This is a genomic window from Bartonella sp. F02 (assembly GCF_026929975.1).
Taxonomy (GTDB): Bacteria; Pseudomonadota; Alphaproteobacteria; order Rhizobiales; family Rhizobiaceae; genus Bartonella.
Genome location: NZ_JANHOK010000002.1, coordinates 231,181 through 246,434, shown reverse-complemented (window position 1 = coordinate 246,434; position 15,254 = coordinate 231,181). Strand labels below are relative to the sequence as shown.

The following is a 15,254-nucleotide window of genomic DNA, read 5'->3' as shown; positions in this document are numbered from 1 at the left end:
TTCCATGAAGTATATTCCTTACTCATTGTTTTTAAGAGAAATCAATTTTTGAATAAGTATTCTCATCTTTTAGATTATTAGTATGCTTTTTAAAGGGTTTAACAAGACAAGCATTTTGTAATAAAAATCTATGGTTGAAAGCAGTTAATAAATTTGAAAAAGGTAGAAAATTTCCTACCTTTTTTATAATTTTATTGAATTCGTCCACTTGCATGAGCAAGCATAGTATAAACTTTTCCAGTATCTGATATCAGGTATTTCCGAATTGAACGAGTATCACCAGAATTACGAGATATATCACGAAGTAGTTTTTCAAAATCCACAATATATTGATTGACTGAACGCTTAAAATCAATATCGGTTATGTATTTTCTCTGAACAGTTTCAAAGATCATCTTTCCATTACGAGTGTAAAGATGTTCCGCAACGATATTTTTCTGTCCACGTCTATAATGACTCCATAGTTCGACAATAGCATTGTGATCAACGGCTTGCAGTATGCTTGTTGCTAGCGAGCTAAGAGATCCACTTGCAGAACGAGGTTTTGTTTGCACAGACGCAGAAATTGAACAATTGTCCATTTCATTGCACAATGTCTCTTCACGCGATGCTCTTGCTAAAAGATCGGATACCCATTTACTTTGTTTTGTATGACCTTGATCTTGTTGCAAAACAGGTCTTGGTGGTACTATCTTCTTTGTTATTTCAGGAGAAACGTTGTTCTTCTTATTAGTCATTAATGACAGAGGGATATCTGACGTTAATTTATTTTTCTCTCTATTCTGATGACCGTTTTGTGTAATACTTACCAAATCCTTTAAGGCTATTATTTGTTCATTCAAAGCAGAGCGAATTGTTTTGGTTGTTTCTTTTGTTTTTTCAGGAATTTTTTGCACATTATCACTAATGTCGTCATTGATTTTTGACAGCTCTAAGCGAATTTCATCGGCTGAATGACGTATGCTTTGCGCAGCTTCTGAAAAACGTGTTGAGGCTTCATTAATCAGTTGATTAAGCGATTGTTGTAATGAATGTGTAGAATTGCGCGTATTTTCATCCGCATGCTCAAACGCTACGCTAAGAGCATTTTCATAATGTTGGATAAGTTGATTAACTTCATCAGACTTTGAAACAAGGCCATTACTTATCGCAGATAGCGCATTGTGTTTTTCTTCAAGTGTTACACCAAGCGCATTTTCTGTTTGTTCCAGAACACGAACAGTTTCAGAAAGTGTTTTAGCATGTTCACCGAAGTTGCTTGTTATACAATTAATTTTTTCAAATGTATTTTGAGAGAGACCTTGTAAAGATTCTACATTTTTATGAAGCGTTTGACTTGATGCTAATAGATGCTCTGTTACTTGATTAGTGTTTTGGATGAAGTTATTTGTAGTTTCATTAAAGCGATTATCAATATTTTGAACTGTCGATAATAAAATATTACTGTTCTCGTTAATAGTGTAAACTGACCGATTTAATTGTTTGAGAATATCTGAAACATTCTTAATAAGATCCTCTTTCACTGTTGCTATTGTCTGAATCGCTTCAGAGTTTGTTTGTGCAAGAGTATTTACAAATAATTCATTTTGAGAACAGATTCTTTTTTCAGCTTCTTGTGTGGATAGTGAAAGTTGTTCACTAATATGTTGAGTCAAGTGACCAATTGATTCGGTTGTATTTTGTGCAGCTTGATTGAGAGAAGACGTTAATTCCGTTAAATGTTCAACATGTTCTGAAAATTGCACAGTCGCTTGATTTTTTGTTTCTTCCAAACGATTACTTACGTATGTGAATTGATGTTCTAAGTTATTTCCAATTTCTTGCATCGATTGATGTAGAAGATCAGAGCGTTTATGGAGTAATTGCTCGATTGCGGCTGTTGAAGTATGAATAGTTTCATCAAATAATGCTTGAGCGTTATTTCCTGCAGCTACAAAAGCCTCTGTAGTACAAACTGTTTGTTTAGCTAAAGCAGAAAGAATTTGTTCACCAGTTTCATGAATTGTTTGCTCAACATTTGATACAATACGATTCCCAGATTTAGAAATGACATTTTCAGCTTTTACAGTAATATCAGCAAAAGACGAAATAAATTGGCTTCCAGCAGAAAGGATAGAGTTTTCTGATTTTTTTGTTTGATCTGCTATTATTAATGCTAATTTTTCAGAAACATTGACGAGTGTTTCTTGTGCCTTATTGGTTTCATTATGCAATGATGAAAGTATTTTTTCACCTGCAGAAGAAAGCACATCAGATGCTTTCATTATTTTATTATGAACATTACCTGTAACAATATTAACAGAATTTTCTAATGTAGTCTGTATATTATTGATATTGGATTCCAACACTTGTTGAATGGCTCGGTTCTGTTCATTATTGAGGATGATAGAGGTTTTTAAGTTATCAGAATGTTCCTCAAAAACAGATGTTTGTGTTTCGATAGTGTCGCATACTTGGTTGAGTTTTTCTGATAATGTTTCTTCTAGTGTAGCGGCACGTTCAAAAACTTGAAGTGCACGACTCTCTAAATCTTTGTCAAATGATCCTATGCGTGTTTCAAGAGTATCAAGGAATGCGCCATTTGATTGAGAAAGAGTGTTCTTAAGAATCTCAGTGTTATTTTCAAGATTTTCAATATGATATTGAACGGTTTCACTAATAATTTTATTATTATGAGCAATTGCATTTTCAACAAATGCCATTTGCTGTTGTAATGCGGAATCAACATGGATATCGCTTTTTGCTATAAGACTGTGAATTGTTTCCATGCGTTCTTCAAGTGTACGCGTTTGATTTGCAAGTACTTCATTGAGAGAAAAACTATTGATTGTCAAAGAGTCACGCAGAGCATCGGCACGAACATCAATGTTATGCGCTTGTGTTTCTAAAGCCTCTTTAGTTGTTTCACAGCTTTGAGTAATAGCTTCTTGCAGTTTTTCTGTACAGTGAATTATATTGGCCATGTGATGTTCAGTATGCTGATCAACCACTTGAATATTATCCGCCAAAATCTTTTCAATATTTGAAGCATTTTGTGTTAATACATCAATCTGATTGTTCAAAATATGAGCAATTTTGTCTCTTTCATCGTCGAACATATTTTCGATTATATTTTTCTGATCAGAAATTTGTAATTTTAAACTTTGTGATCGTTCTTGTATAATCTCAATAATAGCATGATCGACATTTTTAATCTCTTCTCTCAGAGTCTCTTTGCTTTGATCTACAGCAGAAAGAATATTATCGTGCCCGCTTGTAAATACATTAGCAATGTCTGCAGTTCTTTTTTCAAGATTTGTGTTAATTTGCAAAACATGAGAGTCTAAAAAACTGCTAAGCTTTTCGGCGTTATCTTCTAAAACTTTACTACGAGCTATAAAGGATTCAATGATAGAATCACCATGTTCTTTCAGTGAAAGGTCTGTCGTAACTAAACGATTTTCAAAATTTTCAATTGCATTTGTGGTAATATGATCGAATTTAGAAGAAAGTTTAGACGCCTGTTCATCAAGTTGCATAATTTTTTCATCAAAATTTTGCAATGATTTGTTATTACGATCAATAATTGCTTCATCTAATGTTTTAAACTTTTCATCAACAGTAGATAAGGCGTGGTCTGCTGCAGTTTGTATGCGCGTTGCAATTTTAGTGATATGCGTTTCAGCTTTATCAGCGGTTTCGTTGAAAGTTTTTTCTAACTGCTTTTCACTAATAGAAAAGCGTTGCGAAAAATCATCAAAGTTTTTTCCTAGTTTATGGAAAAAATCCGTGTTTTTCTTTTGAATTTGTATTGTTGTTTCATTAAATTTTTCGGCGAGCTGATTGGTTACACCATTTCCTGCATAGGAAAGTTTTTCAATCAGATCTTCACCCTGTTTTTGCAAAGTTTGAGTAAGAGTTTGAGAAAGATTTTCAACATTGGTTACAATTTTGGATGTAACTAAACCAAACTCATCACTGAGTTTTTCTTGAGTTCCTTTAATTGTTGATTGGATGCGATCAGCATGATTTAAAATTGCTGTGCGTTCATTGTTTAATTCTTTAATCAATTTATGAATGCGTGATTCATTTTCAGCGTAAGCGAGCTCAAGGTTATGCACTTCACTTTGTATAATAGCCTCAAGTTCCATAGCACGTCCGAGGGTACGTTCAATTCCCTCGTTCATTGCGGTTACTTCTTCACGAATAGTTTTTCCTATAGCGGCAGCTTGTTTTTCAGATATATGCTGAGGTTCACTAAGACGTTGTGCTGCATTAGTTATAAGAACAGCAATATTGCGCAATTCATTTGAACGTTTTGTTAATTGAGCAAAACCCCAAGACATTAAAATAGGAATTGTTGTACCTGCTGCTACAGCGAATCCAATGGGAGATGTAACAAAATTAATAATATTGGTTAAAGAGCTTAGTCCGGAAGGCGCCAGTTTATGAGCAATAAAAGCACCACTTGTTGCCCACAAAGCACAGAGTGCTGTTGTACTCCAATAAATTCGAGAGGTGGAGTTTTGTTTTAATGATCTAAAATTTTCGGAAGTTGTTATATCATCATTGGCAGGGAGTAGGCGTTTAGGCAATAACGTATCGCGTACAGTTCCACCTGAAAGTTCAGATGTATTCTTTTTGCCAAAAAGCTGTTCAGCAACAGATTCATCAATAACAGTGTTATCATGAATGTCTGAGATAAGAGCTGAAGCATCATTTTCAGCAAGAATTTCTTCTTCTGCTGTTGCAATTTTTTGAATCAAATCATCTATGTTGATGAGATTTGTAGAATCATTTGATGATACTGTCTCAGTCATTCCATCACTGAAATCGAAGTTTATTGCTTTTTCAAGAGCTTCTTCAACTTCAATTTCAAATTTTTGCAATTTGGTTCTGCGTGCCATACTCGCCTCATACTCTACACGTAGAAAAGAATATGCTCTTTTCTATATACACTCTGGTATAGTAGCTGTTAATTGCTTAGAAAGAAATATGTTCAAGGCAAAAGTTTGAAAACTTATTAAGATAAAGTTAACGCGGCTTTTGTGCTTTATTAAAAAATGAAATAAAACCTATTAAAAACAATGCAATAAGATACTATTACTAAAGTAAAAATACTGTTTATAACTTAAATTAATAGAAAGTGTTTTGAGTTTTGTGCACTGCAAAAGAGAACTGTAGCGATTTTAATAAGGTCTAATTTCTTAAAAAAGATTCTCTAGTATACAAAGGTACGTTTACACACTATTTTTTGCTATATAAGAAATAAACGCATCAGTGCTTGGTTCAGTTTTAGGAAAGATTACACGATATTTAATGCAAATTTAAAATCATACCTTCTCTTTTAGTTTAGAGTTGATTCTAATTTAACACAAAAGAAAGTGAGAAACTCTATTTTTGTAAATCAATATGTTTAACAAGACATAAATTTTGATGTTTTTTTATTGTTAACGAAGGTTCATTGTTTATTAAAATTAATAAATAAACAAGAAATGGTGAAAAATTTTTATATTTTATTATTTAGTATTGTGTATTCTTCACGAAGAGCAGATTTTTTAAAAATTAAATAGGATTTCCTAATTTTTTTATACTAGTCCGTTGACAATTTAATATTTTTAAGTCGATATGTCCTCGAAGATATTTTGTGCAGTTTGAAAGGTGTAAAAATAATGGCAGAACGATCACAGCACCTGCAAGATGTGTTTTTAAATACGGTCCGTAAGCAAAAAATTTCTCTTACAATTTTTCTTGTAAACGGTGTTAAATTGACAGGTATTGTAACGTCATTTGATAATTTTTGTATTCTTTTACGTCGCGATGGGCATGCACAATTAGTTTATAAACACGCTATTTCCACAATTATGCCTGGACAGGCTGTACAAATGTTTGAAAGCGAAGAATCTGAGTAAACGGGTTCTTTCTTTATTTTTTATATTTTGTTTTTTTATATTGCCTTTTTATTGCTGTTATGGACAAGAAAAAGAGATCTGAGAATTTGATTTCACAGGTTACAGAGCGGGTGCGCGCTGTTATCTTTGTACCAATCTATCATGAGTATAAGAAAGAAGAGAATTCAAGCGAATACTCAGAGACATCTCGAGTAAGGGAAGCTTTGGGATTGGCTCATGCTATAGCATTAAATGTTATTCGTTGTGAAGCCGTTCATGTTACCACACTGCGTCCTTCAACTTTGTTTGGTGTAGGTAATGTGAATACATTTGCTGATTATATAAGTGAACAACATATTTCACTTGCAATTGTGGATCATTTTTTAACACCAGTACAGCAGCGTAATTTAGAAAAAGCATGGAATTGTAAAGTTATTGATAGAACTGCTTTAATCCTTGAAATTTTTGGCGATCGAGCAAGAACAAAAGAAGGAATCTTACAGGTTGAATTGGCTCATTTATCCTATCAAAAAAGTAGACTTGTTCGTAGTTGGACACATTTAGAAAGACAGCGTGGTGGTCGTGGTTTTTTAGGAGGTCCTGGAGAGACGCAAATTGAAGCTGATAGACGCCTCTTGCAAAATAAAATTACACGTATTCGTCGCGAGTTAGAAACTGTAATCAAAACACGTACTTTGCATAGAGCAAAAAGAAAAAAAACACCTCATCCTGTTGTTGCGTTGGTAGGGTATACTAACGCAGGGAAATCAACACTTTTTAATTTTTTAAGTGGTGCTAATGTTTTAGCAAAAGATATGTTGTTTGCAACGCTTGATCCAACCTTGCGCAAAATCAATCTTCCTCATGAACAAATTGTTCTTCTCTCTGATACAGTTGGTTTTATTTCTAATTTACCGACACATCTAATCGCAGCTTTTAGGGCAACTCTTGAAGAAGTGACAGAAGCTGATTTAATCCTTCATGTGAGAGATGTTTCAGATCCTGATTATAATATTCATGCTCGAGATGTTTTAAAAACACTTTCGAGTCTTGGAGTTGATATTGATGATACAGATCGTATTGTAGAGGTCTGGAATAAGATCGATACACTGGATGAATACGCATTGAATGTTTTGGAGACAAGCGCAAAAACTTTGTCAAATCCTGCATTAATGATATCAGCGCTTACTGGTGAAGGAGTGGATGAATTATTAATAACAATTGAGAAGCGAATTTTTGGAGAAACGCTAAGCGTTGAATTTGTTTTAAAACCCACTGAAATGCTGCTTATTGATTGGTTTTATAAAAATTCTAGCAAAATAGAACAGACAAGTCATGATGATGGTTCTATCACGATTAAAGCGGTCTTGACCAGTGAAGCAAAAAAACACTTAGAACGTATAAAGCAAAATATGCAGTAAGTTTTATTCTATGATATTTCTGAAAATACTTGCTTTAGGTTTTTCTTTTTTTTCAAGAAAGAATAAAATCTTTAATTAACAGTATAGTTACTTCTTTCTCGTAGTAAAAAAATATCAAGTATTTTTTTGATTGAAATAAATATGAATCTTAAGCGGGATAAGAATTTATTGCTACAGAGAAACATTTTTGTATTTGTGTTATCAGCAGTACTGTGTGTACTTTTGATTTGGTTGTACTATTTTGTTCAGCCACGCTCTTATCGAGCGATGTTGGCTTTTACACTTTCTGATTCTGTAGGTTTCCCATTACCAAATGATAAACAGAACAATATCGTTACTTTACTGTTATCACAGTCTATTACTTCAGAAAATTTAAATCATTATAAGTTTTTTTCTAGTGATGCTTATACGGGAGAGGTGCGTGAAAATATTCGATTTTCTCGCCATGGTGATTTGATCAATCTTTCTTTTAAAGCAGAAACTATCGAGGATGCTAGGAAAGGCTTAGAGGTTTGGTTTTCAGCTTTTTCAGAAGCTATTGCTAAATGGAATCAAAAACTATTATTGGTACAGAAAAAAAACGATCAGCAATATCCTCATACGACATTATCCGATATAATACAGGATTTTCGCTCATCTTTTTTTACTACTGCTCAGCATGATGCACAACAATCAGAATTAAATGCTCTTTATACTCAGTTAACAGATGTTGCTATAAAACGTATTTATTTAGAGATTTTAAGCTCTGCTATTAAAGCGATTCGTAAAAATGATCATTCTTTATTGTCTATATCATATATTGCAAATAATGCATCGGTTTCTGCATTAAAATCTAAGCTTGATCTTCTAGAAACACAAAAAGCGCATATGGCTGTTCAATTAGGTTGGGAGCATCCTCAAATCAAAGCAATGATTGCAGAATCGAAAATACTTTCTACTCAATTAAAACAGAAAGTTGAGCAAATTTCTGATCAAATTCATTTAGATGCGATTGTTATAAAAAATTTTGAGCTGCAATTGAGAAAAAAGATTAATTTTTTTGTAAAAAATCAGTCGCAATCTTTGGATCAAATATTGAATGCGTTAGAAAATAAAATAAAAACAGTGATAGATGTACAGAATAAAGCAACAAACCCGTATATTCCTTTGGAACAGATTACAAAAATTCATATGGTTGTTCCAGTAACAGTTTCTCAAATTCCTTTTATATCCTTGTATGGAAAAAATATTTTTATTGGTTCACTTGTTAGTTTGATTATTCTTTTTGTAGGAATGATTTTCTTTCAAAAAGATTCTTCGGTAGAGAAAAAAAAATCAAGAAAAGAAGCATTAAAAAAACAAGAAAATATTTTCTCTTCTGATGCAATAAAAACATTTGAAACTTTGATTACAATAGAAGAATTATCCAATATTTTAAAAGAACATACTTCTGTTGTTATTTCAGTAATTGGATTAGGAGCCGCTCAAGTAGCAGCAAAGCTTTCTCTTCATCTTGTAGAGGGTAAAAAAAAGATCTTATTGGTGGATATTTCTGGTCAACAAATAGAAAGAGTGATTGGACCGCATCGAGGATTAAGTGATATTTTGACGGGAAGTGCTCAGTTACAAGATATCATTTATCGTGATTATGATACAGGGGTTGATATTCTTCCTCAAGGATTGACAAGTGCGGCTCGTGCGCAAAATTTTTCAAGTGATATTCCAAATCTGTTAGAAAGTTTCAAAAAAGATTATGATTTTATTATCCTAGAAATGGCTAATAAACCTCAATTTGGAGAGGTGCAAATTGCACACGTAACAGACTATTACATCTGTAGCGTTTCTTTGAATGAAAATGATTGGATGATGCAGATGATCTCTAAAATTCCAAAAACTATTTATCGCATTATTTCGCATTAATAGTTGCTAAATAGAGATAATCGCTCCATATCATTATTAAAGATATGTATTGGAGAAGAGGGCTGCATTTAATAAATTGTATAAAAGATATTAAGTAGGTTTTTGTGATTTCTTTAAAAAATATTGATTGATTAAAACAAATCTAAGTGCGTAGATAGGTGCATAAAATGGCAATAAAAGGATTGTGTGATGTCACTTTGACACCACTACAAAAACAAAATCGAAAAAAGATTCGAATATGGCTTTATACTATTTTATTGCTTTGTTTGATTATTGTTTTAGTTGGTGGTGCGACGCGTTTGACAGGGTCAGGATTATCTATCACTGAATGGAAGCCGATTCATGGAATGATTCCACCAATTGGTATTGATGAATGGCAAGAAGAGTTTTCGAAATACCAACAGATAGCTCAATATAAGTTGCTTAACAGTGACATGACTTTAAATGCATTTAAAGTGATTTTTTGGTGGGAATGGGCGCATCGTATTCTTGGTCGTTTGGTTGGTTTTGTTGCTTTATTCGGTTTAATTTGGTTTTGGAGCACTAAGCGCATTGAGAAAGATATTTTACCTAAACTTATTGTTGTTCCAATTTTAATTGGTATTCAAGGTGTTATTGGTTGGTGGATGGTCGCATCAGGTCTTGGTCAAAGTCATCTAACAAGTGTTAGTCAATATCGTTTAGCGATTCATCTTATAGCAGCGTGTCTTGTTGTGATCTTTGTTACTTATTTATCTCAAGGTCTTGCAGAATATTCAGAAAAACCAGCAAAGCAGGCAATTCAACGTTTTGCGGGTTGGCTTGTTTTCTTTATTTTAGTTGAGATTTATTTTGGTGCTTTAGTCGCAGGTCTTCATGCAGGTAAAGTCTATAACACGTGGCCGCTTATGGATGAACAGGTTATCCCAGAAGGGTTATTTAATTATAATCCGATTTGGACTAATTTATTTGAAAATCCTTTAACTGTTCAGTTTATGCATCGTTGCGCGGCTTATTTCGTGTTGATTATAGCGGTTGTTCATGCATTGTATTTACGGAGGAATATTCCACATTCAATTCATGCTCGTCGTGCATTTCTCTTATGTTTGGCTATATTCATTCAGGGATTTTTGGGTATTATAACGCTATTAAATGATGCGCCGATAAGCTTGAGTCTTATTCACCAAAGTATAGCGTTGGCAGTATTGTGTTTTTCTGTTGTGCATTGGCGTGCAACAAAAGGAGCATATCGTGTTGTTGAGTAAAAATTGATAAATTGTTAAAGTAATAAGGGGTATTAGTAATCTGAAAGCATTAAATTTAAATTTTGAACAGCAGATGCAGATGCTCCTTTTCCTAAATTGTCAAATACAGCACATAAGTTGAAGATACCCTCATTATCATTGCCAAAAACGAACAATTTTATACCATCTTGATTGGCTAAGCATTCTGGATCCAATTCAGTAAGCTTCTCAGTTTCCTCTTGTGATGCAACTGAGATGATGCTTTGATCAGGATAATGAGTATTAAGAATTTCCCGAATATCAGTGCAATTAGCTGATTTTGTGAATAAATTACGGTGGAGTGGAAGGTTAACAATCATTCCTTGAGGGAAGCGACCAACACTTGGTACAAAAACGGGAGTTTGCTTGATCTGTCCATAAGTTTTAATTTCCGGAATATGTTTATGCATAAGATTTAAACCGTAAATAAAGAAATTTTTTGAAAAAACATCTTTTCTAGATTTATTTTCCATTTTAGCAATCAATTGTTTACCACCACCCGTATAACCAGATACCGCGTTGATTGATATTGGATAATAGGCATTTAATAAACCAACTTCACGTAAAGGGCGAATTAAACTGATCGCTCCCGTAGGATAACATCCAGGATTAGTAACATAACGTGCTTCTTGGATACGTTGTTTTTGTCCTGCTGTCATTTCCGGAAAACCGTAAACCCAGTTAGATGCAGTACGATGTGCTGTTGAACTATCAATAATTCTAATTTTTTTATTACTTTTAAGAAATTGAACTGTTTGACGCGCAGTATCATCTGGTAAACAAAAAATAGCAATATCGGTTTGGTTAAGATAGTCTTGTCGAATATCAGTTTTGTGACGATCTTCGTGGGGAATAGAAAGCAATTCTAAATCAGAGCGCGCTGCTAGTCGTTTGTGTATTTGTAGGCCGGTTGTTCCGTGTTCACCATCGATAAAGACTTTTTTTACCATTCTGTGCGCCTTAAAGCAATTTTTTGCTGTTTTATTTAGAATTCACAATGCTGTATTTAGATTAAATGATTGAGTTTTTTGAACATAATTTATTTTATGTGCCTATGAATATTTAAGTTATAACAGTTTGGAAAAGATTTAGTATTTATTTTGCATTACTTATTTTTATGTGGATAAAATTTTATCATTTTAATATTAAAAAAATAAGATAAATATTTGTTGTTTTTGCAATTTTTAAATGCAAATTGTTTAAATTATTTGGCCTATACGATTTGTTATGTTATCGTTCATTATCCTATTTTTTTTATGTTAGGGCATATTTTATGACTACGCAAACAAATGATTTACAAAAACACTTTTTTAACAATAATTTACAATCTGTTGATCCTTCAGTTTTTGATATAATAAAAAATGAGTTTGGGCGTCAACAATGTGAAATTGAATTGATTGCATCGGAAAATATTGTATCAAGAGCTGTTCTTGAAGCTCAAGGGTCTGTTTTTACGAATAAATATGCAGAAGGTTACCCAAGAAAACGTTATTATGGCGGTTGTCATTTTGCTGATCAAGTTGAAGAATTAGCCATTGAACGGGCAAAGGAGTTATTTGGCGCTGCTTTTGCGAATGTACAGCCAAATTCTGGAAGTCAAATGAATCAAGCTGTATTTTTAGCTTTATTGCAACCTGGCGATACATTTATGGGATTGGATTTAAATTCTGGGGGGCATCTTACACATGGTTCATCAGTCAATATGTCTGGAAAATGGTTTAATGTTGTTTCTTATGGTGTTCGTCAAGAAGATCAACTTATCGATATGGAAGAGGTTGAGCGTCTTGCAAAACAACATAAACCTAAACTAATTATAGCAGGTGGTACGGCTTATTCACGTTTATGGAATTGGAAACGGTTTCGTGATATTGCAGATGAGGTTGGAGCCTATTTAATGGTTGATATGTCTCATATTGCAGGTTTGGTTGCTGGAGGGGTTCATCCTTCACCTGTGCCACACGCTCATATTGTGACTACGACAACACATAAATCGCTTCGTGGTCCTCGTGGTGGTATGATATTGACGAATGATGAATCTTTAGCAAAAAAAATTAATTCAGCTGTTTTTCCTGGCTTACAAGGTGGTCCTTTAATGCATGTGATTGCAGCTAAAGCTGTTGCATTAGGAGAAGCTCTACAGCCTTCTTTTAAAAATTACGCTACTGATGTAGTCGCGAATGCTAAAACTTTAGCAAAATGTTTGCAGAATCATGGTTTTGATATTGTTTCTGGTGGAACGGATAATCATTTATTATTAGTTGATTTGCGATCCAAAAATTTAACTGGAAAATCTTCTGAGTTGGCTTTGGGACGTGCTAATATTATTTGCAACAAAAATAGTATTCCTTTTGATCCGCAAACGCCGTTTGTAACTTCAGGTATTCGTTTGGGCACACCTGCTACAACAACGCGTGGTTTTACAGAAAACGAATTTGTTCAAATTTGTGATTTTATTTCGGAAGTTCTTGATGGTCTTAGAGTAGCCAAAAGTGATGAAGAAAATGCTGCAATTGAAATGGCTGTTCAAAAAAAGGTAAGAGATATGACGAATAATTTTCCTCTTTATTCTTATTTAAACAATTGTTAAGGTACAAAATAAATGCGCTGCCCTTACTGTCAATGTGAGGATACACAGGTTAAAGATTCGCGCCCTGCGGAAGAGGGTGCGGTTATTCGTCGTAGGCGTGTGTGTTCTACTTGTGGCGGCCGTTTTACGACTTTTGAACGTGTTCAGTTACGTGAGCTTTTAGTTTTAAAGAAAAGTGGTCGGAGTGAGTTATTTGACCGCGATAAGTTAGCTCGATCGGTTGATATAGCAGTGCGTAAACGCGATATTGATTCTAATCGTATTGAGCAAGCAATTTCTGGCATTGTACGTCGACTTGAGAGTTTAGGAGAGCCAGAAATTGCTTCAGAGAAAATTGGACATCTTGTGATGGAAGCATTGAAGGGTATTGATGATATTGCGTATATTCGTTTTGCTTCCGTATACCGAGATTTTCGTAGTGCAAGTGACTTTCATAATGTTATTGATGAATTGTCAAAAGATGTGACGGATACAGAATCTTATTTTGATGAATAAAGAAAAGCAAGATAAGCGATATATGGCTGCGGCTATTCGCTTAGCAGAGCGTCATGTTGGCCTTACTGGTGAAAATCCCTCTGTTGGTGCGTTGATTGTACGAGATGATTCTTTAGGGACATCCATTGTTGGCTATGGCGTAACAGCTATTAACGGGAGACCTCATGCAGAAGTGCAGGCGTTGCTTATGGCTGGTTCATTGGCTCGTGGTGCGACTGCTTATGTTACTTTAGAACCATGTTCGCATTATGGAAAAACGGCACCGTGTGTCAATGCACTTATTGACGCGGGTATTTCACGGGTTGTAATTGCTCTTACGGATTTAGATAAGCGGGTTTGTGGTCGCGGTATTGCTTGTTTACGTGCGGCTGGGATAGAGGTTGTTGAGGGTGTGCTTGCTGAAGAAGCTTTTGAAACCCTGAGTTCTTATTTTTGCATCAAAAAGCTACAACGGTGTGCTGTAACTTTTAAAATGGCTATTTCTGCAGATAATGGTGTGGGAAAAAAAGGACAAGGTGGGATTAAAATTAGTGGAGCAATATCACAGACACGGACACATATTTTACGAGCTCAACATGATGCGATTATGGTTGGGATTGGCACTGTATTAGCTGATGATCCGGAATTGAATTGTCGTTTACCTGGTTTGGAAATGCGTTCTCCTATACGCGTTATTTTGGATAGAGATTTACGGATTCCAGTTGATGCAAAAGTTGTTCAAACAGCTGCAAAAATTCCTACTTGGATTGTTTGTGATGCAACTTGTTCTCAGAAAAACAAAAGAATGCTGTTGGAGCAGTATGGAGTATCTGTACATTTGATAGAAACGAACAAGCATTTCATTCAACCTTCTGTTGTTTTGCAATTTCTTTATCAGCATGGAATCAACAGCGTTTTACTTGAAGGGGGCACAAAGACAGGAGAAACGTTTTTACATGCTGGTTGTGTTGATCATTTGATATGCTTTTATGCATCAATGACTTTAGGAGAAGAGCGTATTGAAGCTCCTCGTATTGAAGATTATCTTTCGGATTTTAATGAAATTGAAATGAAAATACTCGGGAATGACCGTTTTTATAAATGGAGGCGCAGAACATTATGTTTACAGGAATTATAACAGATATTGGCTGCGTTGAAGCTGTGAAATCTTTGGAAAAAGGAATACGTTTCGATATTTCTACTCATTACAGTCTAGAAAATTTAGAAATTGGAGCATCAATAGCGTGTTCGGGTATTTGCTTAACAGTCGTTGAGCGGTCGTCAAAACAAATGGATATTAATTGGTTTTCTGTAGAAGCGTGGGAAGAAGCATTGCGTTTAACTAATCTTTCACAATGGAGAAAAGGAACGTGTGTTAATTTAGAACGTTCGCTACGTGTTGGTGATGAAATTGGTGGACATTTAGTTTCTGGCCATATTGATGGTTTAGCTGAAATTATTGATCAGAAGAATGAAGGTGACGCCATTCGTTTTGTGTTACAGGTTCCCATGCGGTTTGCGCCTTTTATTGCAGAAAAAGGTTCTGTTGCGCTTAATGGTACATCTCTTACCGTTAATTGTGTTAAAGATAATATTTTTGATGTTCTGATTATTCGTCATACGCGTGAAGTCACAACTTGGGGGCAAGCAAAAGTTGGTGATTGGGTAAATTTAGAGATTGATCAGCTTGCGCGTTATGTTGCTAGAATTTCTCAGTTTAAAATGAAAAATGAATAAAAAT

10 protein-coding genes are annotated in these 15,254 nt (G+C 34.3%); 8 read left to right on the top strand and 2 right to left on the bottom strand.

What is annotated here, in order from left to right; all coding sequences use genetic code 11:
* Positions 1–191: 191 nt before the first annotated feature.
* The gene (locus NPY00_RS02530) at positions 192–4,886 is read right to left on the bottom strand and encodes a hypothetical protein (protein WP_269020454.1); all 4,695 of its coding nucleotides are present in this window, start codon (positions 4,884–4,886) and stop codon (positions 192–194) included.
* A 765-nt stretch (positions 4,887–5,651) separates the two neighbouring features.
* On the opposite strand from NPY00_RS02530, the gene hfq reads away from it, so the two are divergent.
* From hfq to NPY00_RS02510, 4 genes are all read left to right on the top strand, one after another.
* Positions 5,652–5,891 carry an RNA chaperone Hfq gene (gene hfq / locus NPY00_RS02525; protein ID WP_269020453.1) on the top strand — a complete coding sequence of 80 codons (240 nt, stop codon included), beginning with the start codon at positions 5,652–5,654 and terminating at the stop codon, positions 5,889–5,891.
* A gap of 59 nt (positions 5,892–5,950) precedes the next feature.
* Positions 5,951–7,291, top strand: coding sequence for a GTPase HflX (gene hflX, locus NPY00_RS02520; protein ID WP_269020452.1), 1,341 nt, complete (start codon positions 5,951–5,953; stop codon positions 7,289–7,291).
* A 222-nt stretch (positions 7,292–7,513) separates the two neighbouring features.
* Positions 7,514–9,190 (top strand): hypothetical protein, encoded by a 1,677-nt coding sequence (locus tag NPY00_RS02515; RefSeq protein WP_329957996.1) that lies wholly within the window; start codon positions 7,514–7,516, stop codon positions 9,188–9,190.
* 167 nt (positions 9,191–9,357) lie between these two features.
* Complete coding sequence (locus tag NPY00_RS02510) at positions 9,358–10,434, top strand: COX15/CtaA family protein (protein WP_269020449.1); 1,077 nt, start codon at positions 9,358–9,360, stop codon at positions 10,432–10,434.
* Between the two features lie 32 nt (positions 10,435–10,466).
* Here the strand turns inward: NPY00_RS02510 and argC are convergent, their stop codons facing one another.
* On the bottom strand, positions 10,467–11,402 hold the full coding sequence (gene argC / locus NPY00_RS02505; RefSeq protein ID WP_269020448.1) for an N-acetyl-gamma-glutamyl-phosphate reductase: 936 nt from the start codon (positions 11,400–11,402) through the stop codon (positions 10,467–10,469).
* Between the two features lie 323 nt (positions 11,403–11,725).
* On the opposite strand from argC, the gene glyA reads away from it, so the two are divergent.
* Genes glyA through NPY00_RS02485 form a run of 4 tightly spaced genes read left to right on the top strand, consistent with a single transcriptional unit; the run spans position 11,726 to position 15,250 of the window.
* Positions 11,726–13,039 (top strand): serine hydroxymethyltransferase, encoded by a 1,314-nt coding sequence (glyA, locus tag NPY00_RS02500; RefSeq protein ID WP_269020447.1) that lies wholly within the window; start codon positions 11,726–11,728, stop codon positions 13,037–13,039.
* Positions 13,040–13,051: 12 nt separating this feature from the next.
* Complete coding sequence (nrdR, locus tag NPY00_RS02495; protein ID WP_269020446.1) at positions 13,052–13,534, top strand: transcriptional regulator NrdR; 483 nt, start codon at positions 13,052–13,054, stop codon at positions 13,532–13,534.
* Positions 13,527–14,651: a bifunctional diaminohydroxyphosphoribosylaminopyrimidine deaminase/5-amino-6-(5-phosphoribosylamino)uracil reductase RibD gene (gene ribD / locus NPY00_RS02490; RefSeq protein ID WP_269020445.1), complete on the top strand. Its 1,125-nt coding sequence runs from the start codon at positions 13,527–13,529 to the stop codon at positions 14,649–14,651. Before nrdR ends, ribD begins: the two co-directional genes overlap by 8 nt.
* Positions 14,633–15,250, top strand: a complete 618-nt coding sequence (locus NPY00_RS02485; protein WP_269020444.1) for a riboflavin synthase — start codon at positions 14,633–14,635, stop codon at positions 15,248–15,250. The genes ribD and NPY00_RS02485 overlap by 19 nt, the downstream gene beginning before the upstream one ends.
* Positions 15,251–15,254 lie beyond the last annotated feature (4 nt).

Bases quoted from the DNA above. Each gene is read 5' to 3' on its own strand.
- ribD (WP_269020445.1), top strand. From the start codon at position 13,527: ATGAATAAAGAAAAGCAAGATAAGCGATATATGGCTGCGGCTATTCGC.
- nrdR (WP_269020446.1), top strand. From the start codon at position 13,052: ATGCGCTGCCCTTACTGTCAATGTGAGGATACACAGGTTAAAGATTCG.
- hfq (WP_269020453.1), top strand. From the start codon at position 5,652: ATGGCAGAACGATCACAGCACCTGCAAGATGTGTTTTTAAATACGGTC.
- NPY00_RS02510 (WP_269020449.1), top strand. From the start codon at position 9,358: ATGGCAATAAAAGGATTGTGTGATGTCACTTTGACACCACTACAAAAA.
- NPY00_RS02485 (WP_269020444.1), top strand. From the start codon at position 14,633: ATGTTTACAGGAATTATAACAGATATTGGCTGCGTTGAAGCTGTGAAA.
- argC (WP_269020448.1), bottom strand. From the start codon at position 11,402: ATGGTAAAAAAAGTCTTTATCGATGGTGAACACGGAACAACCGGCCTA.
- glyA (WP_269020447.1), top strand. From the start codon at position 11,726: ATGACTACGCAAACAAATGATTTACAAAAACACTTTTTTAACAATAAT.
- hflX (WP_269020452.1), top strand. From the start codon at position 5,951: ATGGACAAGAAAAAGAGATCTGAGAATTTGATTTCACAGGTTACAGAG.
- NPY00_RS02530 (WP_269020454.1), bottom strand. From the start codon at position 4,886: ATGGCACGCAGAACCAAATTGCAAAAATTTGAAATTGAAGTTGAAGAA.